Origin of the sequence: Thalassospira alkalitolerans, assembly GCF_002115745.1 — a bacterium.
GTDB classification, from domain to species: domain Bacteria; phylum Pseudomonadota; class Alphaproteobacteria; order Rhodospirillales; family Thalassospiraceae; genus Thalassospira; species Thalassospira alkalitolerans.
The window spans coordinates 1-23054 of the sequence record NZ_JFKB01000003.1; the positions used below are offsets into that span (position 1 = coordinate 1).

Annotated in this window: 24 protein-coding genes and 1 tRNA gene; 10 read left to right on the top strand and 15 right to left on the bottom strand. The window is 48.4% G+C overall.

Annotation, left to right across the window (positions count from 1 at the left end):
• Positions 1 to 39 precede the first annotated feature (39 nt).
• The 7 genes from TALK_RS05090 to TALK_RS05110 all read right to left on the bottom strand — a co-directional run bounded on the left by TALK_RS05090 (position 40) and on the right by TALK_RS05110 (position 4162).
• A complete protein-coding gene (locus TALK_RS05090; RefSeq protein ID WP_139833732.1) occupies positions 40 to 366 on the bottom strand; it encodes a hypothetical protein in 327 nt (108 codons plus the stop codon).
• Positions 367 to 811: 445 nt separating this feature from the next.
• A complete protein-coding gene (locus tag TALK_RS05095) occupies positions 812 to 1141 on the bottom strand; it encodes a DUF6984 family protein (protein ID WP_085616586.1) in 330 nt (109 codons plus the stop codon).
• A gap of 155 nt (positions 1142 to 1296) precedes the next feature.
• Complete coding sequence (locus TALK_RS21985; RefSeq protein ID WP_139833733.1) at positions 1297 to 1569, bottom strand: hypothetical protein; 273 nt, start codon at positions 1567 to 1569, stop codon at positions 1297 to 1299.
• Positions 1570 to 1655: 86 nt separating this feature from the next.
• Positions 1656 to 2024 (bottom strand): hypothetical protein, encoded by a 369-nt coding sequence (locus TALK_RS05100; RefSeq protein ID WP_085616588.1) that lies wholly within the window; start codon positions 2022 to 2024, stop codon positions 1656 to 1658.
• Positions 2025 to 2146: 122 nt separating this feature from the next.
• Entirely contained in the window at positions 2147 to 2581 is a 435-nt protein-coding gene (locus tag TALK_RS05105) for a cyclin family protein (RefSeq protein WP_085616589.1), read from the bottom strand.
• 171 nt (positions 2582 to 2752) lie between these two features.
• Complete coding sequence (locus TALK_RS21990) at positions 2753 to 3217, bottom strand: hypothetical protein (RefSeq protein WP_139833734.1); 465 nt, start codon at positions 3215 to 3217, stop codon at positions 2753 to 2755.
• A gap of 522 nt (positions 3218 to 3739) precedes the next feature.
• The gene (locus tag TALK_RS05110; RefSeq protein WP_085616591.1) at positions 3740 to 4162 is read right to left on the bottom strand and encodes a DUF7878 domain-containing protein; all 423 of its coding nucleotides are present in this window, start codon (positions 4160 to 4162) and stop codon (positions 3740 to 3742) included.
• Between the two features lie 517 nt (positions 4163 to 4679).
• On the opposite strand from TALK_RS05110, the gene thpR reads away from it, so the two are divergent.
• Positions 4680 to 5042, top strand: coding sequence for an RNA 2',3'-cyclic phosphodiesterase (gene thpR / locus TALK_RS05120; RefSeq protein ID WP_085616595.1), 363 nt, complete (start codon positions 4680 to 4682; stop codon positions 5040 to 5042).
• Between the two features lie 34 nt (positions 5043 to 5076).
• Here the strand turns inward: thpR and TALK_RS05125 are convergent, their stop codons facing one another.
• The 5 genes from TALK_RS05125 to TALK_RS05140 form a co-directional block, all read right to left on the bottom strand.
• The gene (locus TALK_RS05125; protein ID WP_085616598.1) at positions 5077 to 5478 is read right to left on the bottom strand and encodes an Imm63 family immunity protein; all 402 of its coding nucleotides are present in this window, start codon (positions 5476 to 5478) and stop codon (positions 5077 to 5079) included.
• 126 nt (positions 5479 to 5604) lie between these two features.
• The gene (locus TALK_RS21995; RefSeq protein WP_139833736.1) at positions 5605 to 5838 is read right to left on the bottom strand and encodes a hypothetical protein; all 234 of its coding nucleotides are present in this window, start codon (positions 5836 to 5838) and stop codon (positions 5605 to 5607) included.
• Between the two features lie 333 nt (positions 5839 to 6171).
• On the bottom strand, positions 6172 to 6609 hold the full coding sequence (locus TALK_RS05130; RefSeq protein ID WP_085616600.1) for a hypothetical protein: 438 nt from the start codon (positions 6607 to 6609) through the stop codon (positions 6172 to 6174).
• Positions 6610 to 7493: 884 nt separating this feature from the next.
• Positions 7494 to 8297 carry a histidine utilization transcriptional repressor HutC gene (locus TALK_RS05135; RefSeq protein ID WP_245829684.1) on the bottom strand — a complete coding sequence of 268 codons (804 nt, stop codon included), beginning with the start codon at positions 8295 to 8297 and terminating at the stop codon, positions 7494 to 7496.
• Positions 8294 to 9658 carry a formimidoylglutamate deiminase gene (locus tag TALK_RS05140; RefSeq protein ID WP_085616602.1) on the bottom strand — a complete coding sequence of 455 codons (1365 nt, stop codon included), beginning with the start codon at positions 9656 to 9658 and terminating at the stop codon, positions 8294 to 8296. Before TALK_RS05140 ends, TALK_RS05135 begins: the two co-directional genes overlap by 4 nt.
• Before the next feature lie 82 nt (positions 9659 to 9740).
• On the opposite strand from TALK_RS05140, the gene hutI reads away from it, so the two are divergent.
• From hutI to TALK_RS05180, 8 genes are all read left to right on the top strand, one after another.
• The gene (gene hutI, locus TALK_RS05145) at positions 9741 to 10967 is read left to right on the top strand and encodes an imidazolonepropionase (RefSeq protein WP_085616604.1); all 1227 of its coding nucleotides are present in this window, start codon (positions 9741 to 9743) and stop codon (positions 10965 to 10967) included.
• A 57-nt stretch (positions 10968 to 11024) separates the two neighbouring features.
• Positions 11025 to 12566 carry a histidine ammonia-lyase gene (gene hutH, locus TALK_RS05150; RefSeq protein ID WP_085616606.1) on the top strand — a complete coding sequence of 514 codons (1542 nt, stop codon included), beginning with the start codon at positions 11025 to 11027 and terminating at the stop codon, positions 12564 to 12566.
• On the top strand, positions 12563 to 13372 hold the full coding sequence (gene hutG / locus TALK_RS05155; protein ID WP_085616608.1) for an N-formylglutamate deformylase: 810 nt from the start codon (positions 12563 to 12565) through the stop codon (positions 13370 to 13372). The genes hutH and hutG overlap by 4 nt, the downstream gene beginning before the upstream one ends.
• Positions 13369 to 15054 carry a urocanate hydratase gene (gene hutU, locus TALK_RS05160; protein WP_085616610.1) on the top strand — a complete coding sequence of 562 codons (1686 nt, stop codon included), beginning with the start codon at positions 13369 to 13371 and terminating at the stop codon, positions 15052 to 15054. The genes hutG and hutU overlap by 4 nt, the downstream gene beginning before the upstream one ends.
• Before the next feature lie 93 nt (positions 15055 to 15147).
• Positions 15148 to 16245 (top strand): TRAP transporter substrate-binding protein, encoded by a 1098-nt coding sequence (locus TALK_RS05165; RefSeq protein ID WP_085616612.1) that lies wholly within the window; start codon positions 15148 to 15150, stop codon positions 16243 to 16245.
• A 63-nt stretch (positions 16246 to 16308) separates the two neighbouring features.
• Complete coding sequence (locus tag TALK_RS05170) at positions 16309 to 16812, top strand: TRAP transporter small permease subunit (RefSeq protein WP_085616614.1); 504 nt, start codon at positions 16309 to 16311, stop codon at positions 16810 to 16812.
• Positions 16812 to 18359, top strand: coding sequence for a TRAP transporter large permease (locus TALK_RS05175; RefSeq protein ID WP_085616616.1), 1548 nt, complete (start codon positions 16812 to 16814; stop codon positions 18357 to 18359). The genes TALK_RS05170 and TALK_RS05175 overlap by 1 nt, the downstream gene beginning before the upstream one ends.
• Before the next feature lie 128 nt (positions 18360 to 18487).
• Complete coding sequence (locus tag TALK_RS05180) at positions 18488 to 19258, top strand: outer membrane protein (RefSeq protein WP_169714951.1); 771 nt, start codon at positions 18488 to 18490, stop codon at positions 19256 to 19258.
• A gap of 80 nt (positions 19259 to 19338) precedes the next feature.
• On the opposite strand, the gene TALK_RS05185 is transcribed toward TALK_RS05180, so the two are convergent.
• The 3 genes from TALK_RS05185 to TALK_RS05195 all read right to left on the bottom strand — a co-directional run bounded on the left by TALK_RS05185 (position 19339) and on the right by TALK_RS05195 (position 22265).
• Complete coding sequence (locus tag TALK_RS05185; protein ID WP_085616619.1) at positions 19339 to 20412, bottom strand: hypothetical protein; 1074 nt, start codon at positions 20410 to 20412, stop codon at positions 19339 to 19341.
• Between the two features lie 129 nt (positions 20413 to 20541).
• Positions 20542 to 21648: a hypothetical protein gene (locus TALK_RS05190; RefSeq protein ID WP_085616621.1), complete on the bottom strand. Its 1107-nt coding sequence runs from the start codon at positions 21646 to 21648 to the stop codon at positions 20542 to 20544.
• A 527-nt stretch (positions 21649 to 22175) separates the two neighbouring features.
• Positions 22176 to 22265: transfer RNA gene (locus TALK_RS05195), tRNA-Ser, on the bottom strand.
• Positions 22266 to 22604: 339 nt separating this feature from the next.
• Between TALK_RS05195 and TALK_RS05200 the strand changes: the two genes are divergently transcribed.
• Positions 22605 to 22910 (top strand): hypothetical protein, encoded by a 306-nt coding sequence (locus TALK_RS05200; protein ID WP_085616623.1) that lies wholly within the window; start codon positions 22605 to 22607, stop codon positions 22908 to 22910.
• Positions 22911 to 23054 lie beyond the last annotated feature (144 nt).

A 23054-nucleotide genomic window follows, 5' to 3' on the forward strand; every position in this document is an offset into this window, starting at 1 on the left:
CATTAAAAAATAAATCTGTCCCCTTTTCTTCGTCTTGATTTATTTAGTAAATTTCTGACTTACAATGTCCATGTTGCGAATGTCCATTTCGGTTCTGAAGCCATCCCAATGTTGAAGATATATTCTTCCATCATCTAGAGACAGGCTGACTATTTCACTTGAATTTAGCTTCGTCATTTGCTCCTGAAATTTCACCGTTACAGGACTGCTCTCCAACTCTGTCACGCCAAGCCCAGAAGCGCGGTCACTGTCCCATAAGATAATATTGAGCAAGCCGCTTTCTCGTAGCTGCCTACTCATTTCCCCAAGGTATAAACAAAGTGTCTTACCTTTGAATGGAACCGAAGCCTTGGGTTTCGCGCTCATAAGCGCATTCTTTAGGTCATTCGAGAGGTGTAACATCGGCCCATCCATTATTCACGTGATCAAGTAATTGGAATTGAGTTCCGCCTCCAGAACTTCCAAAATTCGGGTTCACCTCTCCGGTACGAATGCGAGTTCCGGCTGGCGGAGTGACTGAGGTTATTCCCGTAGGAACTTCCGGCAGCGCAAATTTATCTGCAATTTGCTGTGGTGTTAGTCCATCAATATCGGACGCTTTCATAACCCACTTAATAAATAAATCTGTCCCCTTTTCCTCTTTTCCTGTGTCCCTTCTGTCCCCTTTTCTTCGTTCAGACGCAAAAACCCGCGAGGCACAAGGCCTTGCGGGTTTCGGTCCGGGTGCATTTCTCCCGTTGATTTTTCTCTTATGACATAGCCAAAAGAACAAATCAAGAACTTTTTTAGGAAATCTAACACCTTTTTCTTTCTATATTTTGATAAAATTCTTCAGTGAAGATATAGATGGATGGTCGCCAATTATAGGCTCATCTGTGACTTTCCAGAAATCTAATTCTCCAAAGAAACCATCCTCAGTCAGTAAAAGCGTGACAACTACAGGCGTACCGTCTGTATCTGTGTACTCACATGTTGATATAGCTTTTACAGGTTGCTCTTTGCGACAGGATTTAGAGCGTATTGAACCCATTTCAGGATTAATTTCCCAAACTTTTTGTCCTGTTATAATATCGATGCTGATATTGGCTACTTTAGATAAGGCTTCAATAATTCTCTTTTCGCTTTCTTTAATTTGCCGCATGAATCCTCCCGATATTTACCACTAATAAAGGGGACAGTCCCCTTTTTACTGCTTAAAATTTCCACCCGCATTAAAAAATAAATCTGTCCCCTTTTATTCGTCCTGTCCCCTTTTTTGTTGGGTATAATTTTATATGCGGATAATTCTGTATGAATTTATTCCCAGTTATCTGGAACTATGCCATTTTTATTTTTTTCTTCTTCACATATTTTCACATTTAGTTCTAAGTCTGAAAGGAAAACTATTTTTGAAAATTTGTTTACTGTTTCTCTTCTCCAATTTGAATCTGAGCAAAATTTATCTAACTTATCTTTCGGAAGGAAAATTTCGCATTCACCTCCCATATGGCCGCCATACTGGAAACCTATGCGAAGAAGGTTTGATTTGGATTCTTTAAACCAGTATCCAAGTGGAAGTCTATTTTCCATTAAATAATTATCCAATTGTTTTCAATAAAGTTGGCAGTCCCCTTTATACTGATTTTTCCTGTGTTCTTCGGTCGCGATATAAGTTACTATCCTCCAATAACTTCGTTCTTTTTTTTGTAATATATTTCGTAATTTTCTTTTTTTGATATCCAGCCTCTCAAGCGTTCATTGATAAAATTTGCCTGATTGACTGCTGTGGGTGGAGTTGATTTACCTCCTTTTACTTCCCAAAAACATTCCATCAGTATGCGAACAGAGTAGCCGTCGTCTTCTTCCGGGGGCGTAATACTAATTTCGATAAGTGGTCGGTAATACCTCTCACCTTCAAATTTTATTTTCCATCCATCTGTCGTTTCAAATTCGGCCAAAAAGTCCGAATTATCGATCAAGCAAAACCCTACATCTGCTAGCGGAGGCTTGATGCTGCTTAGTATATTTTCATACTCTGGGATCATGGCTTCCTCATAATTGAAGTAATGCAATAAAGGGTACAGTCCCCTTTATTTCTGATTTTTTTGCAAAATTCAGTGCGGATAATGTCATGTAATTGTTGTATCTATAAATATTGTTTATGTATTTAAATTAAGTCACGCAGTTGTTTAGGAAGTTTACTGCGAACGTTTTTTTGATAATTAAGTCTAGTTTTGCGCAAGTAATTAATATCGAATAGATTTTTATCTTCACGCAGAATGTTCAAGCCGGCCTTTGCCTTGTCGTAACCGTCGAGGGTTGAAAAATTATACGCGCCTTGATCATCCGCGAGACCTTCAAATACACTATATTGCGTAGGATTTCCGTTCAGGTAGCGTTCTGACTTGGGAGCGTCAATTTCAATTAGTACATCAGTGGAGTCCGAGTATCGCCCGTAATACACTCGAATCACAATCTCATCTTTTGCGAATTGAAGTGTGTATTCATTTTCAAGGCGATACTCGAAACCTGCTTCAATCAACCATTTCGCATCGATCAAAATCTTTGAAACATCTGCTTGAATATTGGATTGAGAAGTCATTCATTTCACCATGCGTGGAGTCGAGGGATCATAGCTATGACCGTGAGAAGTAAGGTATTCGATTTCACGTCCAAATCCAGATCAAACTCCGATCTCTGTAGAGATTTTCAGGGGTTGGTCTTGTCGCAATCAAAAAGGGGACTGTCCCCTTTTTGCTGGTTCTGCTTCGTCTTATCGTATTTTTGAAGGCTTAGAATTTTCCAGATATTTTCTTATGTGCAATGGCATTTTGTTTTTTATTATTTCATTGTATTTATTTCTTATTTTTACTAATTCTCCAATTTCAAATAAAGAAGGGTTATCTTTAAGTATATTTAATCCTCTTTTTATGTGAGATATTTTATCATTATAGTCAATTCTAATAAAGCCATTCTTCTTTGCGCAAATGCTTTCAAATACACTGTAGGTTACTGGATATCCATTCTCATGACGGTGAGACTCTGATGTATCGATTATGATTCCAACATCAGAAGGGTCAGCGTTATGTCCATAGTATATTTGTATATTTATTTTTCCTTTTTTGAAGTTGATAAAACATTCCCCATCTAGTGATGGTTCGTATCCATCATCTATTAACCATCTGGTTGAATGTAATAGGTCAGGTATATTTTCTAAAAAGGATGATTTTCTATTCATTTATTTAACCATCATGGATGATATTGGATTGTATACATATCCATTTGAAGATAAATACTCAAGTTCCCTTTCAAATCCAGAGAGGGTCGCCATCTGGGCGATAGAGAACACTGCTTGATGGTTTGGTCGCGATAGCAATGTTATCGCCCCGCTGAATCGCGGTGTCCAAGAACGGCTTGTTATAATTGTCCCAAAAGACATTAGGATCAGTTGCTAGGGTCAGGACCCATTAATTTGATTGGAATGGCAGGTGTTATATTTGCGAACTCCGGCGTCAAATCCCTTGTTCGGGATGTCGACCCGATCAGCGGGCTTTTCCTTGGATTTCGCAAATATAACACCTGTCCTGTGGATCAATCGCAAAAAGGGGGACAGTCCCCTTTTTTTCTTTAGGTTCTTAGATGCATTCACATGTAAAAATCTTGTTTTCTAGGTTGTTTCTCGCTGTAGCATTACTGGTGAGGGCCCCAAACTCTGGCCAATTTTTTTTAGCTCGAATGAAAAAAATGAGAAATAAGATTCTTAAAAATTTATTGGTTCAAAACTGTCGTATTTTGAAAAATCAATTCCTGATTGAATCAATTCATTTTTTATTTTTATCAAAAATACCTTTGCTGAATCGATAAATTCATTCAATGAAATTTCGTATTTCTTTTCTATTCCGGTAATGGCGCTCTCTAAAAAATATTCGCTATTTTTTCGAATTATAATTAAAGGAGAATCTTCGAAGTCCATTGAATTATATACAAAATCTTCTTGTCTTTCCCCTAAGTTGTTTATCCAATTGGCAAGAACCCTTGCAAATTCAATTAATAATACACCATCGCAAAAGAAAATATTTACATCATCAATTTCAATGCTCAACCAACCTTCAGTGTCTGAGATCAATCGGTATCTTTCTTTTCTTATAGGTAACATCTGTATTTTATAATTTATGTGCATCATTGAATATGAACCGAAAATTAATTTATAATTGGTTTTAAAAGTGGGGCTGCTCCCTTTTAAATACTTATAAGTTTACAGTTAAGAGATTAATGTATCTATAACACTTACTCTGTATCTAAATAGGATAAAATGGGGTAGATTTATTTTTAAATCTTAAAAGTCTTAACGGTTTTGCACAGTCTCCTTTTTTATTGATGGTTAGCCATATTTTCGGTTTAGTTCGATATCCGAAATTTTTCCTTCCCTGAAAGTCTTCTTTCGATATTATCGCCGTCTTAAGTTTCATTGCGAAGTGGCCCTCGTCGTATTCATAGTAGCATTGTCCATTCTCAACCCATGCTCGCCAAGCAGCGCCTTTAATCTCACTGTCAGCCGTCTGTGATGCCTGAGGTTTAGGATAGTAAGTTTTTCCAAACTTAGAGTACGGCTTATCCACCATTATGGAGCCTCAATATGGAATTTCAGTAAACAACAAAGGGGACAGTCCCCTTTTTACTGCTTTTTCTAAGTTGCTGGTCTGGGCGTCTTCGCCTCAGCGCGTAAAACCTGCATTCTCTGGGTCGGTGTCGCAAAGCAACCCGAATTACACGCACTTGCGCATCGGGTGGAAGATTCATTACTGGCAATGGAAGAATGCCCAAACATGGACATGCGCTACTTCACCCCGCATATCACATTGGGCCGTAATCGCAACGCCGCTCGCGCCACCGTCGAACAAACCATTGCCGATCGCCTCGACCTGACAAGCAGGGCGTTTACCGTTGATCGGTTCTGTCTGTATGAAAGCCATTCAACAACAGACGGTCCGGAATTTCCGGTGGTGGCGGCATATGATGGGATGGGTAATGAGAGGAGGGGCGTAAATTTCCGCCCGCATTAGAAAATAAATCTGTCCCCCTTTTATTTCTAAATATTCATTTGAATGGATTAAATTTTAATATACCATTTATTTCCTCCTGTCTTTTGAATTTCCATTTTTCTGATATCTTTTGCAATATTTCTAATTGATTTGAGAACAATATCTTACGCGAATCTTGTCCTTTTTTTCTATTTTTGAATTCATAGTCAAGTGCCATTTCGAATGAAATGTTTTGAAATATCCAATATAGTAATTCATCTATATTATTTGTTTTATTGTCATATATAATTAAACCTCTCTCTTCACAAATATAGTGAAATTCGTCACCTTTGATCTCTAAGTGAGATCTTCCATTTTGTGGTGATGAGGCAAATATTATAGTCGAAGCGTAAGGGGCGTCGATCTTATCCCCCAGATGAAAAACCAATAATTGTATTTCTTTTAGTGAAGTTTCCATTTTAGTTTACCTTTTTCAAATAATCGAAAAGTTGGTCTGTCTTTTTTTTGATTTTTTTTCGCATTTATTCCATTATAATTTTAATGAAGTAAGGCGTGGCCATACCATGTTTTCTAATATTGATTTCTATTTCCATTTTACTTCATTTGACATTTTGTGATTATTAAAGAAGTTTTTAAATATTTTTATAGCATCATCAATGAATAATATTTCTTCTGGTTTCGTGTTTATTTCTCCAGCTCCACAAGAAATTATTTGATATCCTTCAAATGGAACTTTCTTTTTATATAAATATGATCTTAATATTTCTGTATTTTTTGTTTTCATCTCAACAATGCATGTGACGCCTCCGCCTGCCACTTGAATAAAGTCACCGTTGTCTTTTGTAAGTATTGCGTATGATCTAGGTCCATAGCTATTAAGTGATCTAAGTGATCTAAGTGATCTCTCTATTGTTGGGAAGCTGTTAACATTCCTGGATTTTAACCCTTCAATATTTTATTTCATTTACCTTTTTCTAATGATTTCACTTCAGGTAAATAGTTGTGTTATCTGATATGCGCTCACCATTTATTTTTTTAGCACCCTCTGCTCCATAGCGGTTAATGAATATGTCGTTAAAATCTTGTTGAGGAGTTTTTTTTAGCACTCCCATTTTTGTATATTTGTGAATCGTCTCTTTGTTGAGTGTCTCTAGTTGAAAAATATCTTGCTTTCGATGTTTCTCCTTGCTGCGTTGCTACCGGTGAGCCTGCTGAATTGATCCCAGTGTTTTCGAGCAAGACACAAATTACACTTCATTTGATGTGAAATATAAATTGTATCCATGAGACCATCATATCCAAAATCTAGGTTATCAAAACTGTACATGGAAAAAAAAATCATACAGAGTCGATCTTTACGCGAAAAATCAGCATCTGGAAATTCTTTGGAAAACAGAGTTGAAGCAATACGAAACCATCCTAGTCGATCTTTTGCATCAAACTCACTTCTTAGAATGTCTGCTTCTTCCGGCTTGAGTTCAGCATAGCACTTTGCAAACTGAAAAAGCTGCCTTTCTGCATCTAGATAATCTCCCTTTCTAAACTTAAAGTTGCTTGCAATATTTCGTACGTTCTCAATCTTTTCCATCCACGTTCCCCTAACTCGGCTGCAGCATATAGTCATCTTCAAGACAATATCCCGTATCCCTCAATTGCTTCATCTCTCTGAAAAATACAGTTAAAAAGGGGACATACAGTTAAAAAGGGGACATAAAAAGGGGACAGATTTATTTTTCAATCTCAAAAGTATCAGCGGTTTTGCACAGTCCCCTTTTTTTCTTTCCCTGTTTCATCTTTATTGCATTTTGCCAGCCCGGTTAATGACTCGACAAAAATAGAAGGTCCAGAACGCAATAAAAAGTATAATTTATACTGAACCAGATGCTGGTATATTGAAAAGTATCAAATAAAAATAATCGCTGTGAGTACTTTGAAAATGTAAGTTATGGGTTCTGGCCTCTGCGAGAGGCGCCTACATTATCTTTAAATGTTTTTAATTCTCGGAGATCGTTGATAATCTTTCCAAATAGAATAGACCACGCAATTCCATTTGTGATCATTATTAGGAAGGCAATATACCATCCTGCTTCGCCGACATAATCTCTGCTATAGGACAGATCGGCGATCATGAAAAAACGAGATCGTAAATGTAACGCTTGCAGTCTTACGAGCGCGGCTTATGCAATGCGATCAATCTGAGCCTGCAAACGGAATATCGTATGGCCGGTGATGCGCAGGAATTCTGAGAAAAAGAACATATTTGGATATGCCTTCCTGCTTGGGTGTTTCTACGGCTGATTGCTGTTGCGCGTTTTATTCAAGCAGTCATCAGGTACATGGGTATATACTACGTTACTATTTTTCAGGTTAAAATAGAATATTGGCTCGTTCTAAGTTGCTGTTATTTGGTCGAGTTGATTATTCCGATGGTTCAGACGGGGGATTATCGAAGGCATGTTTGGGGCGGCTGGTTCAGATCGCCGAATGCATTCGATACCCCGGCGCAAATAAAAGCCGGGCGGATGTGATGCCGTTTTCACCTTCCCAAGTCGTGCGTTCGATCAGGAAAAGCGGGGCATCCTTATGGGTGCGCAAAATTCTGGCTTCGGTATCCGATGCCAGCACGGCCGAAAATGAGATGTCACCCTTGGTATAAGGCGCATGTAGGACCAGCCATTCATTGGCGCTGATTTTCGATAAATCCGCATCGGCGATTTGCGGGGTGGCCGCGACCGAGACCCAGCGCTCTTCAAACATATAGGGTTTGCCATCAGCCAGATGCAGCGACGTGATATGAAGCATATCATTATCGGGCGTGACGCCAAGATTGGTGCAAATTTCCGGCGGGGGTGTGCGGCGTTCGCTATAGAGCAGGCCATAGGCATATTTCTGGCCGCGTCCCTCGATCTCAAGCCGTATTACCGGAATATCAAGCTTGGCCCGGCGGACTGGATGGGTGGCAACCCGGGTTCCGGCCTTGCGGCGGCGATCCAGAAATCCTTCGGCGGCAAGCTCGCGCAGCGCCCGGTTTACCGTCGCACGTGCGCAGCCAAGCTCTTCGGCCAGTTCGACCTCTTTGGGGATCTGGTCGCCCGGTTTCCATTCGCGGGTATGAATGCGGCGCAGGACCTCGTCGCGCACGCTTTGCCAGTTTGTTTGCGTGGTTGCGGCGGATGGGGCCGCAGCCCTGGTTTTGGCCGTCAGTGGGACCGAGGCCGTGGTTGAAACTGCTTTTGAGCCCGCAGTTGAGGTCGTTGTTGGGGTCGTGGTGCTCACGCCGATGCCTTAAGTTGTTCCATCACCTTGCGATACCGGCCGGCAATAGCGTCATGGGCGATATGGCGGCCTTCGGTCACAACATGGCGACCGGCCGACCAGACATCACGCACCATGCGATCATCGCCAGCAAAGATATAGGTATCAAGGATCGTATCGCCTGTCCGGCCGATCAGGTCAACTGCTGTGCCATCAAGCGCCATAAGATCAGCCAGTGCCCCGACCTCGATCCGGCCGGAATTGCGGCCTGCGGCTTGGGCGCCGCCTTTGGCCGCGGCTTCGAACAAGCGGCGTCCGGTGGATTGTTCGGGTGTTGCCAAAGCCGCACGGGATTTATCGCGCAGGCGCTGGCTGTAATCCAGGGTGCGGAGTTCTTCGGAAAGGGAAATCCGGATGTTGGAATCCGATCCAATACCAATGGTGCCGCCCGCGCCAAGATAGCGTACGCCATCAAAGATTCCATCGCCAAGGCTACTTTCGGTGATTGGGCAAAGCCCCGCAACAGCGCCGGTTTTGGCAAGATTGACGGTTTCATGTTCATCCATCTGCGTGCAATGGATCAGGCACCAGTTTTCATCAATATCGGCATTTTCCAGCAGCCATTCGACCGGGCGTTTGCCCCATGATGCGCTGACTTCCTCGACCTCGGCAACTTGTTCTGCCAGATGCATATGGATCGGACCGTCTTTGGACAGGCGGGTGGTGGCGATCAAATCCTCGCGGCCAACGGCGCGGAGCGAATGCGGCGCGACCCCCATTTGTGTGTCAGATGGCAGGGATTTCAACGCTTTTTTGCTTTCCTCATACAATATGGCAAAGCGTTCCGGGTCGTTGCCAAACCGGATTTGACCAGGGCCGAGCGGGCGTTTGTCACAGCCGCCAAATTGATAGTGGACGGGTAAAAGCGACAGGCCGATGCCGGTGATTTCGGCGGCCGCTGCAATGCGTTCGGCCATTTCGGCGATGTTGTCATAGGGCGCGCCGCCGGGTTGGTGATGCAGGTAATGGAACTCGGTATTATTGGCGTAACCGGCTTCGAGCATTTCCATTTGTACAAAGGAAGCAATGGCTTGCACGTGATCCGGGGTCAGTTGATCCAGAAAACGGAACATCAATTGCCGCCATGTCCAGAACGTATCGCGCGGGTCGGGGCCGCGTTTTTCGGTCAATCCAGCCATCGAACGTTGGAAGGCGTGGCTGTGTAAATTGGCAATTGCGGGCAAAAGCGTACCGATTTGGGTGCCGTTGGCCGGGGAATCGGCCTGAACCCTAGATATTCTGCCGGTTTCATCAATCTCGACCCGGACGTTTTTTTCCCAGCCTTTGGTGGTAAGTGCCTGATGTGCCCACAGAACCGTCATTGCCTATCCCTGTCTTGACAGTGTTATTATGTACGTACATATTATATTTAATAACAGACTTATCAAGAGGTGATGCAGCGTCATGTTGCTGGGAAATGCGAAAATCGCAACCATCGATCACGCAAGCGGCGAGGCCCGTTTTTCTTATTGTATGAGGAATGACGGTGCGATCGCGATCAAGGGCGGAAACATCGTCTGGGTCGGTGATGCTGATGCGATCCCCGAAGAATATAAAGACCCTGAAAAATTCCCCTATCGCGACCTTGAAGGTCGGTTGATCACCCCGGCATTGATCGATTGCCATACCCATGTTGTGCATGGTGGCAACCGTGCGGTTGAGTTTGAGATGCGCCTTAACGGGGCGGGCTACGAAGAAATCGCCCGTGCGGGGGGCGGCATTGTGTCGACGGTTACGGCGACGCGTGACGCCAGTGTTGAGGTATTGCTGGCAAGTGCCTTGCCGCGAGTGGATGCCTTGTTGGCCGAAGGCGTTTGCGTGATCGAGGTCAAGTCCGGTTACGGGCTGGACCGCGAGACCGAATTGAATATGTTGCGGGCCGCACGGGCGATTGAGAAATATCGTGCGGTGCGGATCAAGACGACGTTTTTGGGCGCCCATGCCACACCGGCAGAATATAAAGGCGCGCCGGACCGTTATATTGACGAAGTTTGCATCCCGACATTGCGTGCGGCGCATGCCGAAGGGTTGGTTGATGCGGTGGATGGTTTTTGCGAAGGCATTGCCTTTGACACCGCCCAGATTGGCCGGGTGTTTGATGTGGCCCATGAATTAGACATTCCGGTCAAACTGCATGCAGAGCAGCTTTCAAATATCGGCGGCACCAAACTTGCCGCCAGTTATGGTGCGCTGTCGGTCGATCACGTTGAATATGCCAATGAAGATGACGCGCGTGCGATGGCAAAATCCGGATCGGTTGCGGTTCTGTTGCCCGGTGCATTTTATACCCTGCATGAAACGCAATTGCCGCCGATTGAAGCGTTTCGCAAACATGGCGTGCCGATGGCCGTGGCGACCGATTGCAATCCGGGCACATCGCCGATGACGTCAATGCTGTTGACGATGAATATGGCCTGCACGCTGTTTCGCCTGACACCGGAGGAGGCGCTGGTCGGCGCGACGGCAAACGCCGCCCGTGCGCTGGGTCTTGCCGATACCGGGCAGATCAAGGCCGGAATGCGCGCCGATCTGGTAATCTGGAACGCACAGCACCCGGCCGAGCTTTCCTATCGCATTGGCTTTAACCCGTTATCTGAACGTATTTTTGGCGGTGTTTCGGTCGCGCAATAGGCGCGCCAAAGCCCTGCTATGCGCCCCACAACTTTCTGTATTCGATAAGGATGCCCCATGACCGTCACCCTGATCCCGGCATCGGCAAAACTGGCCGATCTTGAACATATCTGGCGCAGCCAAGCGGCGGTAAAGCTTGATCCGTCGGCCAAGGCCGGGGTTGAAGCGGCACATGCCATGGTGCGCGCCGCCGCCGATGGCGGAGAGGCGGTTTACGGGGTCAATACAGGTTTTGGCAAATTGGCATCGGTCAAGATTGCGCCCGAAGATACCGAAACCCTGCAACGCAACCTGATCCTGAGCCATTGTTGCGGCGTGGGCGATACGCTTGATATCGCGACCACGCGGTTGATGATGGCGTTGAAATTGTTATCGCTGGGGCGCGGGGCATCCGGGGTTCGTTGGGATATTATCGACCTGATCGAAGGCATGCTGGAATATGGCGTCACCCCGGTGGTGCCATCGCAAGGGTCGGTTGGTGCATCGGGCGATTTGGCACCGCTGGCGCATATGGCCGCTGTGATGATTGGCGCGGGCGAGGCGGTCTATCGTGGTGAAACCATGTCGGGCGCGGATGCCTTGGCCAAGGCGAACTTAAAGCCGGTGGTGCTGGGTCCGAAAGAGGGCCTGGCCCTGATTAACGGAACGCAGTTTTCAACCGCCTGTGCGCTGGTCGGGCTGTTTTCAGCATGGCGCAACGCGGCAAGTTCGATTGTTACCGCGTCGTTATCGACCGATGCGATCATGGGATCAACCGCACCATTGGTTGATGAAATCCATACCCTTCGCGGTCATCCGGGCCAGATCAATGTGGCGCGCGCGATGCGTGATTTGATGGAGGGATCGGAAATCCGCGAAAGCCACCGTGAAGGCGATACGCGGGTTCAAGACCCGTATTGCATCCGCTGTCAGCCGCAAGTCACCGGGGCGGCAATGGATTTGTTGCGCTTTGCCGGGCAGACATTGGAAATCGAGGCCAATGCAGTGACCGATAATCCGCTGGTGCTTAAGGAAGACGGCCGGATTGTTTCGGGTGGGAATTTCCATGCCGAGCCGGTGGCCTTTGCCGCCGATCAAATCGCGTTGGCGGTGGCCGAAATCGGGGCGATTGCGCAACGCCGGGTGGCCTTGATGGTCGATCCAACATTATCCCATGATTTGCCACCGTTCCTGACCCCTGATCCGGGGCTTAATTCCGGCCTGATGATTGCCGAGGTCACAACAGCGGCCTTGATGAGCGAGAACAAGCATCTGGCCAATCCGTGTTCGACCGACAGCACGCCAACAAGTGCCAATCAGGAAGATCATGTATCGATGGCGGCCCATGGGGCGCGGCGACTGGCGCGGATGAATGCCAATCTTTCCTATATTCTGGGGGTCGAGCTGATTTGTGGCGCGCAGGGTGTTGAATTTAGACGCCCGCTTAACACCAGTGCCGGGTTGCAGGATGTGATGGTGATGCTGCGCAAGGATATCGCAACTGTCGAACAGGATCGTTATCTGGCGCCGGATCTGGCCAAAGCTGCCGAGCTTGTTACCAACGGCAGCCTTGTTGCGGCAGCGAAACTTTCGGGCTTTGTCGTTGGCGGGGCGGTATGAGCGTGATTGATCCGGTTGATATCAAGCATGGTGATGGGCCGATTGTTTTGGGCCTGCCCCATACCGGCACCCATGTGCCCGATGACATTGCCGCGAAACTCAATGATCGCGGGCGGGAATTGGCCGATACCGATTGGCATATCCATACGCTTTATGATGGGCTTTTGGATAATGTCACCACGGTGCGCGCAACGTTTCATCGGTATGTGATCGATGCCAACCGTGATCCGGCGGGGGTTAGTTTGTATCCCGGTGAGAATACGACAACATTGGTGCCGCTGACCGATTTCGACGGTAAAAATATCTGGGATCAGGCACCGGATGCCGATGATATCGCGTTTCGCGCTGATAACTTCCATGCGCCTTATCACGCGGCACTGGCGGCAGAACTTGATCGGGTGCGTGCCAAGCACGGAGTGGCGATCCTGTATGATTGCCATTCGATCCGATCACATATTCCGTTCCTGTTTGACGGGGTGCTGCCGGATTTCAACATCGGTACTAATATGGGCACGACATGCGATCCGGTGATCGAGGCGGCAACGCGCGCGGTTTGCGAGGCGGCCGATGGTTATTCATCCATCCTGAATGGTCGTTTCAAGGGGGGCTGGACCACGCGCCATTATGGCCGCCCGGAGATTAATCAACATGCGATTCAGATGGAACTGGCCCAGTCGGCGTATTTGTCGGCCGAGGCCGCACCTTGGACATATGACGCGGCACGTTCCGCGAAATTGCGCCTGCATTTGACTTCTATTCTTGAAAAATTGGCCGAACTGGCCCCGACGCTAAGAGGCACATCATGAGCAATCAGAGCAACAACCCACGTCATAATCAGCGCGATGTTTACCCGGCGACGGGGACGGAAATCACCGCCAAAAGCTGGCTGACTGAAGCGCCGATGCGCATGTTGATGAATAATCTTCATCCTGATGTCGCCGAAAACCCGCATGAATTGGTGGTTTATGGCGGTATTGGCCGGGCGGCCCGGACCTGGAAAGATTTTGATCTGATTGTTGCCAGCCTGAAAGAGCTGGAAGATGATCAGACGTTGCTGGTGCAGTCGGGCAAGCCGGTCGGGGTGTTTCAAACCCATAAGGATGCGCCGCGTGTTTTGATTGCCAATTCCAACCTTGTGCCGCATTGGGCCAATTGGGACCATTTTAACGAGCTCGATAAAAAAGGTCTGGCGATGTATGGCCAGATGACGGCGGGATCGTGGATTTATATCGGGTCGCAGGGTATCGTTCAGGGCACCTATGAAACCTTTGTCGAGGCCGGACGCCAGCATTATAACGGCAGTCTGACCGGCAAATGGATTTTGACCGCAGGCCTTGGCGGCATGGGCGGGGCGCAGCCCTTGGCCGCCGTGATGGCCGGGGCGTGTTGTTTGGCGGTGGAATGTGATGAAACGCGCGCCGATTTCCGCCTTCGGACCCGTTATGTTGATGAAAAAACCCATTCGCTTGACGAAGTCTTGGCGATGATTGACCGCTGGACCAAGGCGGGCGAAGCCAAATCGGTGGCCCTGATTGGCAATGCGGCCGATGTGTTCCCCGAACTGGTCAAACGCGGTGTCCGCCCGGATATTGTGACCGATCAGACATCGGCCCATGACCCGGTACATGGTTATTTGCCACAAAACTGGACCGTGGCCGAATGGCGTGCAAAGCAGGAATCTGATCCCAAAGCGGTTGAAAAAGCCGCCCGGGCATCGATGCGGGTTCAGGTCGAGGCCATGGTGGCCTTCCATGATGCAGGTATTCCGACGGTTGATTACGGCAATAATATCCGTCAGATGGCATTGGAAGAGGGTTTGGAAAATGCATTCGCGTTTCCGGGGTTTGTTCCGGCTTATATCCGGCCGCTGTTTTGCAAGGGGATCGGCCCGTTCCGCTGGGCGGCTCTTTCGGGGGATCCCGAAGATATTTACAAGACCGATCAGAAGGTTAAAGAACTTATCCCCGATGATGCGCATCTGCATAACTGGCTTGATATGGCGCGGGATCGCATCGCGTTTCAGGGATTGCCGGCGCGGATTTGCTGGGTCGGGTTGGGGCAGCGCCATCGTTTGGGGCTGGCGTTTAATGAAATGGTCAAAAATGGCGAGCTGAAAGCCCCGGTGGTGATTGGCCGCGACCATCTTGATAGCGGTTCGGTGGCAAGCCCGAACCGTGAAACCGAAGCCATGAAAGATGGCTCGGACGCGGTTAGTGACTGGCCGCTTTTGAATGCGCTGCTCAATACGGCATCGGGGGCGACCTGGGTCTCGTTGCATCATGGTGGCGGGGTCGGAATGGGCTTTTCGCAGCATTCCGGCATGGTGATCTGTTGTGACGGTAGCGACGATGCTGCCCGCCGGATCGGGCGCGTGCTTTGGAATGATCCGGCAACCGGTGTGATGCGCCATGCCGATGCCGGATACGACATCGCAATCGATTGCGCAAAGGAACACGGGCTTAACCTGCCGGGGATTCTTGGTTCCTGAGATCGGGAAGCAGGTCAATCCGAGGCAATAAAAACGGGGGCAAATGCCCCTATTTCAAACCTTTTCAGGGTTTCATCAAGGAGGCTTTATAGCATGAAAAGACGTCAGTTTTTGACAACCGGTGTGGCCGGTATGGGGGCCGTAGCAGCGGCAGCAACATTTGCAACCCCTGCCATTGCACAGGACAAGCGCCAGTGGAATATGGTGACCGCATGGCCGAAAAACCTTCCTGGGCCGGGGGTTGCGGCACAGAAGCTTGCCGATCGTATCACCACCCTTTCGGGCGGTCGGATCGAGGTTAAGCTTCATGCGGCCGGTGAATTGGTACCGGGGAACGGCGTTTTTGACGCGGTTGCCGAAGGTACAGCCGAGATTTATCATGCGGTTCCCGCCTATTGGGGATCGAAATCCAAGGGGATTCTTTTGTTCGGGTCGCAGCCCTTTGGCCTGCGTGCCGATGAACAGGCCGGTTGGCTGGCGCATGGTGGCGGTCAGGACCTTTATGACGAAATGTATGGTCAGTTTGGCCTGAAACCGTTCCTTTGCGGGAACTCTGGCCCGCAGTGGGCGGGGTGGTTCCGCAATGAAATCAAATCGGTTGATGATTTGAAGGGGCTTAAATTCCGCACCACCGGTTTGGCATCGGAAATGTGTTCCAAACTTGGTATGGCAGTGCAGGCCATGGGCGGGCGTGACATGTTCCAGGCTTTGCAGTCAGGTGCGCTTGATGCCGGTGAATTTATCGGTCCTTGGTCTGATAGTGCGCTTGGTTTCTATCAGGTTGCCAAAAACTATTACTGGCCGGGTGTTGGCGAACCGTCTTCGGCCGAGGAATGTGCGGTGAATGCCAAGGCTTATAACGACCTTCCGGATGATTTGAAGGCCGTGGTCAAATTTGCCTGTGACAGTCTTTATAACGAGGTCTGGACCGAGTACGAGACCAAGCATGCGATGGCATTGCAGAAACTGGTGGCAGAACAGGACGTTCAAGTCCGTATGTTGCCAGAAGAAGTGATTACCGCCATGGGCGAAGCCGCAGCCGAAGTGATTGGCGAATTGCGTGAAAGCGACGATGCGCTGACCCGTAAAATCACCGAAAGCTTTGTGGCGTATCGTGATCTTATTGGCGGTTACATGACCTATGCCGATAATGGTCAGATGAATGCACGCGCCAAGGTTCTTGGCTTCTGATAAAAATGAAAACCGGCGCAAGGGATTATCCTTTGCGCCGGTTTGTTCGTTTTGGGGGATGAGATGGGGCGCCTTGCTGATGGGCTTGACCGGATCAATCATTGGACCGGAATGACGGTGCGCTGGTTTGCGCTTGCCATGGTTCTTTTGCAGTTCGCCGTGGTTTTGCTGCGCTATGTTTTCGGGTTCAGCTTAATTGCGCTGAATGAAAGCGTGCTTTACCTGCATGCTGGGCTTTTCATGCTTGGTGCGGGCTATACGCTTTTGGTTGATCGGCATGTGCGGGTGGATATTTTCTATGCCGCTGCACGCGATACGACCAAGGCGCGAATTGATGCCTTTGGCTATGTCGTGCTGGCGATTCCGTCGATGGCGGCGTTGCTATATTGGTCCTGGCCGTCGGTGGTGAATTCAGTTGCCATGATGGAAGGGGCGATTTCGGTTGGCGGTATTCCGGCGGTCTGGTTGCTTAAATCATTGATCCCGGCGTTTTGTATTCTTTTGATTATTCAGTCGGTTGCCTGTCTGCTTCGGCAAATCATCACGTTGCGAGGTCAGGCAAGCTGATGGAATATCTTGATCTTTTGATGTTTGTCGCCCTGATGGGCTGCATTCTTTTGGGGTTCCCGGTGTCGTTTTCCATCGCCGGGGTGGCGGTAATTTTCGCTTATATCGGCTGGGCGACCGATATGATGAATATCGGGTTGCTGGGCGCGTTTGGCCAGCGGGTATTTGGGACGCTGACAAATGACGTCCTGATTGCGATTCCGCTATTTGTTCTGATGGGTGTGGTCCTTGAACGATCGCGCATCGCCGAGGATTTATTGCATACCATGGGCCGGTTGTTTGGCCAATTGCGCGGCGGGCTTGGCATTTCGGTGGTTTTGGTTGGCGCATTATTGGCGGCATCGACCGGGATTGTCGGTGCAACCGTGATTGCCATGGGGATGATTGCCCTGCCGACCATGTTGCGCACGGGATACAGTCCGAAATTGGCATCGGGGCTTGTGTGTACGGCGGGGACGCTGGGCCAGATTATCCCGCCTTCGACGCTTTTGATCATCTTGTCGGATGTGATGTCATCGGCCTATCAGCAGGCGCAGTATGAACAGGGCAAATTCACGATTGAAACCATTTCGGTCGGACAGATTTTTGCCGGTGCGTTGATACCGGGTCTGACGTTGGTGGCGATCTATATTCTTTATATCCTGATCCGGGGTTATTTCCGACCAGATGACATGCCCCCAGCCCAAAACGACGATGGCCGTCCGGGGATGGGCGAGGTTTTCCGGGCGGTTTTGCCGCCGGTTTTGCTAATCATTGCGGTTTTGGGTGCGATCCTTGGCGGGGTTGCCACCCCGACCGAGGCGGCATCGGTTGGCGCAATTGGCGCAATCCTGATGGCGGGGGTGCGTCAGGGGGCCAATCGGAACCTTGTGCTGGCGGGAACGGCTGCTTTGCTGGTGCTGGCGATTATGGCCGGGGTTGCCCCGGTGCGGTTCCAGCGCAGTGATCTGACCGGGTTTGATTATGTTCTGGGGGCGGGCTATGTCGTGTTGGCGATAGCCGGTGTCCTTGCCATAGGGGCCTGTTTAAAACAGGCATGGAAAGCCGATGTGCTTAAATCCGCGCTGACATCGACGATGACGGTCAGTGCAATGATTTTTGCCACTATCCTGACGGCCAGCATGTTTTCGCTGGTGTTTATCGGGTTGGGCGGCGAGGACCATGTGGCGGAAATTTTGGAATCCATGCCGGGCGGGCCGATGGGTGCGCTGTTGTTTTGTATGGCACTTATTTTCGTTCTGGGTTTCTTCCTTGATTTCGTAGAGATCACCGTGATTTTGCTGCCGCTGATTGCGCCGGGCCTGATTATGATGGGGCATGACCCGGTTTGGTTGGCGATCCTGATTGCGATCAACCTTCAAACATCATTCTTAACGCCGCCGTTTGGCTTTTCGCTGTTTTACCTGCGCAGTGCTGCCCCGCCGGAAATCACAACCGGGCATATTTATGCCGGTGTGGTGCCGTTCATCGCGCTTCAACTGGTGGGTATTTTCGTGATCTGGCTGTGGCCGTCATTGGCAAACTGGTTGCCGAGTGTGGTGTTTTAACCTCGATCAAGCGTCCCGGTTTTGCCGGGCGTTTTGGTTTGGTTGGATTTACCTGCTTGATTCCACGTCAAGGTTGCCGCTATATCGTTTGTACAGGTTATACTGATATGTTTGAGGGGCGGATGATCATGCGCAGAGTTTTAGTCGTTGCCGGGATGGTCGGCGGGATGATTTCGGGGACTGCGGCCTATGCCGGTGATGCGGCGACCAGCCAGAAATGGCAGGGGTTTTATGGCGGATTTGCCATTGGCGGCGTTTATGGCACATCCAGCCCGGATACGACGGTTAGTGACGGGTCGTATTTTGACACGGCTAATATCGATAAACTGAACAGTACGTTTCAGGAAGATATTGAGGGTACTGCGCTGAGTGGTTCCGGCCTTTTGGGATATGATGTGCAGGACGGCAATCTGGTTTACGGTATTGAAGCCGACCTGACCGGAATGAATTATTCCGAAACGGAAAATAGCGGTGCCATCATTTATCCAAGTGATTCAACGATTTCCTTCGGCGTCAGCACAAAGGTCGAAAGCAAGTTTGCGTTTAGTATCCGGCCAAAGATTGGTTATAGCTTTGGCGATACCATGGTTCATGTGGCGGCGGGGCCGACAGTCAGCCGGTTTAAGTACAAGTTTAGCTTCTTGGATAGCACGGGTGCCTCTGCTGCGGCGTCCTTTAGTGACGAAAAAACCGCGTTTGGCGTTTCATCAACCATTGGGGTAAGTCATCAGATCGGCGATGGTTGGTCATTGCGCGGTGATTACGTTTTCACCTATTACCCGGATATTGTTGATGGCAGCCATTTGCTTTCTGCACCAGCTCCCCGGACTGATGTGTTTACCCATGATGCCGATTTTCAATCACATAATATTCGTATCGGCCTGATCAAGCGGTTCTGATCCGCATTGATATCTGCATTCTGGTCTTGCCGGGGGCGTGTTATGGCAATGCCGGTTTATCGCAATGCGACCGGCATTGTTTATATTTTCGAATTATCCGTTTCGCCGATGGATGCAATCAGAAAGGCGTATTCGGTATCCGGGGTGCTGATGGCGCAGCTTAGGGGAGGATTGGTCATCGAGCCTACCTGCTGGGGGCGCAGGGTTTCGAAAGCAAGCTTTGCAGTTGCAAGATTCTTGTCGGTTGCAGCCGCAATATAGCAGCCATTTTTACCAGAATAGGGAACCGCATATTCCACGGCGATGCGCCGGGTTTGGTTGTGATTGCTAAAGATCATCGCCCCATCGGTGCCATATAGCCCGCCTTCACGTTTTTCAGAGAGATAAAACCCGGCAAAGACAGCTGATTCTTTCTTGTTTTCGGTGGTCCAGATTTTGCGCCCGTTAATAGCGACGGGATTGCCTGCATCATTTTGGTCAAACATGAACAGGGTCATTTTGCCTGTGTTGACAAAGATGTCCAGCTTCTGATCGTTCTTGCCAGCCAATAGGTCGTTATCCGTGTTGTTCAGAACCATGCCAAACATGGATGCATCATTGATGAGTGTCAGATATCCCCTAATGATATAAATGATCACTTTGGCTGCAGTGGTGAATGCTGATTTCGGTGCCCATCGCAAGCCACTGGAAATAGCAGCAAACTGAGATTTGCTTGATTGACGTTCAGTGATGTAGACAAGTGCGCTTGTGTTTCCGATGGCAAGAAAGCCGGAAGCGTATAGATAGTAGCTGGCTTCATCAAATGACTGGGCTTCGAGCATTTTCGTTAGGCAACTGCCGACATATTGCATTTGCCGCTTTATTTCATGCCCGCGCAAGGTTGCGTAGTCGTCTGCATTTTGTTGCGTCATCAGAAAATTGGAGACGTGTGTAAAATCACCGGGGATGTCGGCTTTATAGAAGTTCGCATCGGTCAGGTTTTTTCGTTTTAATGCGGCATCACGTAGTCGTGTAACCGCTTTTTCTTGGGCGGAATCCGTTTCCGATGCGAAAATTCCGGCGATATCAACGTCAAGGTTTTCCTTGATCGAATTATTCAGTTGTTGCGCAAATTCCAAGGGTGACAGTTTATCCAGAGCTGGAAAGAGTCTCATGGTGTCTCCGTGTTCGGTTTGGTTGGCAGGAATAAATGGCAGGCTGTGTGCTACGATGTGGGCAACACAGCCTGCGATCTGATCCCATCATTGTTGAGGAAGAGAGTTATAATCCGCTCTCTGCCTGAATCATTTTTGATGGATGGTTGCTATAATTCCGCATTCCTGTCCGCTTGTGTCGTTTATGCTCGACGTGAGTTCATAATCATCCGTGGAAACCACAACACGTTTTTTCTGGTTTTGACGCAGATCGGAAAAAACTTTTTTAGCGTTACCGGAATAGTCGTTTTCAAGGAGTTTTATGTTTGTGCCATTTGATGCAGAATATGGAACGGCGAATTCGTGTGCGAATTTCAGGTTTCCGTCAGTAGAGGAGAAAATCATCGCGCCGTCTGTTCCATAAAGCGCCCAGTCACGTTTTTCGGCAAAGTAAAAGCCGGCAAAGACGCCAGTCCGCAATTTACCATCGATAAGCCACGGCATTTTGCCATGAATTTGAATCCAGGGGGATTTGACTCTGCTGGGGTCTTCCTTGTCCTGCATGAACGATTCCATCTTTCCCGTATTCATGAAAAGATCGCCTGATGAGCTTTTGAAATCATCTACAATCAGGTTTTTGTCGGTATTGTTTACCACAAAGCCCAAAGCTTTGGCCGGTCGCAAAAAGACAAAAAAGATAATCATACTGATGACCAGGATGACGATGGTGCCGATTGCGCCGCCTTTTAGAGTGGAAAGTCCGGCTGCAATTGCTTCTGCTTCCGTCATACCTGCCAGAACAGAGCCAATAAAGGCTATGGCACCGCCAGTCGTGGTGGCAAGAAAACCCGATGCAAACATATAGAAACTTGCCAGGCCATAGTCTTTTGATTCGAGCATTTTGCTCATATTGCTGCTGATATACTGCATTTGCTTGATGATTTCGTCACCTTCAAGGTCTGCATAATCAAGCGCGTTGTCTTCGGTCATGAACCAGTTGCTGGTAACCTCGAATGCACCGGGATTGTTCGAGGCCGTTTCGGTGGATAGCCAGTCTGAATTGCCCCGTGCTGTGTGGTATTTGCGAACAGCTTCGGTGAGCGTTTTGGTCGCATTGGACCGGATCGTCTCGATGTTGCTGTTTTCGGCGAATAGAATGCTTTTCAGGTCAACCTCAAAAGTATTTTCGAGATAGTCGATAAGCCCCATGCCGAATTTTTGACAATCGGCGGTTTGCATGGTTTTTAAATGATGCATGGAAGTGTGTCCTTGCCATTGCGATTGTATTTTCCAGTCGGAATGGCAGCCTGATAAATTCAGCGCAGCCAAAAAGGCTGTTACATGCTGCTATTCAGAGCGGAATTCTAGGAACTTTTGTTTGAATATTATGAATTAGAATAACAATACTTTACCGGGTGACAATTACTTCAAATGGTGTGTGTGGTGTCGTTTAAGGGTAGGGGGTATATACTTGAGGGTGGCGTGAGTGTGCTGTTAATCTTAAAGTTGATTTTTCTTGGAAGGGATGGCCCTGTGCAAAGTGGCCTCGTCAATTTTGCGGCTTAGTCAGATCTGGGTGGTGAAAATCATCAAGGCACCAGCGATTTTATCGCCTATGGGCTTAAATTGATGGTCCAGATTGTTACGTGATCTGGTGGTGCAAACATCATGATGAAAAGAGATCTGCCACATTAGGGAAGCAGTTTCCCAGCGCAAATGATTATGGAGGTATCTTATTTTTTGCGCTTTTTGGAATGGCCACTTGAAGTCCAAAGGCCATAGAGTGGCAGAGAGGAGGGGATTCGAACCCCTGAGGGGCTTACACCCCAACACGCTTTCCAGGCGTGCGCCTTAAACCACTCGGCCACCTCTCCACATGCGATCTTGTATATCGCGAAAGCGGGCGGACATTAGCCGACCCGATGCCCGATGACAAGGTAAAATCCGGCCGTTTTTCATGTTTGTTTTTCAGAAGGTTGGCGCGCCGAACAAGCAACATTGTTTCAATCGTTTGACAGTCAGAGTTGTGGTGGATTGCCCAATGTTTACCTATTGTTGATCTATGGGACCTAAGGTTTTAGGCCGTGGCGCCAGATATGAACCAAAAATGCGCAAAGATTCGCAGAAACCTTTACGTTTGCGGGTCAAAGACGTTACGGTGGCCGCAGATATAATGAACATAAAAAAGTTCTAATGGGAATTCGGAGAAGGGTATGTGGCTTTTCAGAGGGCTGGGGTGGATATTGCTGTTCGCCAGTCTTGCTGTGTTGGTCGGTGACGGCATTTCGGCGCTTCAAATCGGTTCGTTCCGATTTGTTGCCGCGGGTGAGCTTTGGTATCGTCTTGATGCCGGAAGCCTGAACCTGTTGCAGGCCCTCATTCAGCGTTATGTCTCGGTCTGGCTTTGGGATAATGGTTTTGTCCCGGCATTGCTGGCACCGGCGTTTGTTGTTTTGTTGGTGCCGGGCATCTTGTTGCTTTTGGTAACGCGCAAGCGCAAGCGCCAGAAGTTCTTTTAGGTCCTGAGCCCAAGACGCGATGACGTGATTTTCTTTTTGTTCTGCCATAACGGATCGGTTTGCAATCGGCACGGTTTTTGTGCTGCAATGCGTGTGATCGGGCAGGATCAGGCATTCTGGTGAACAGCGTTAAACACGCGACCC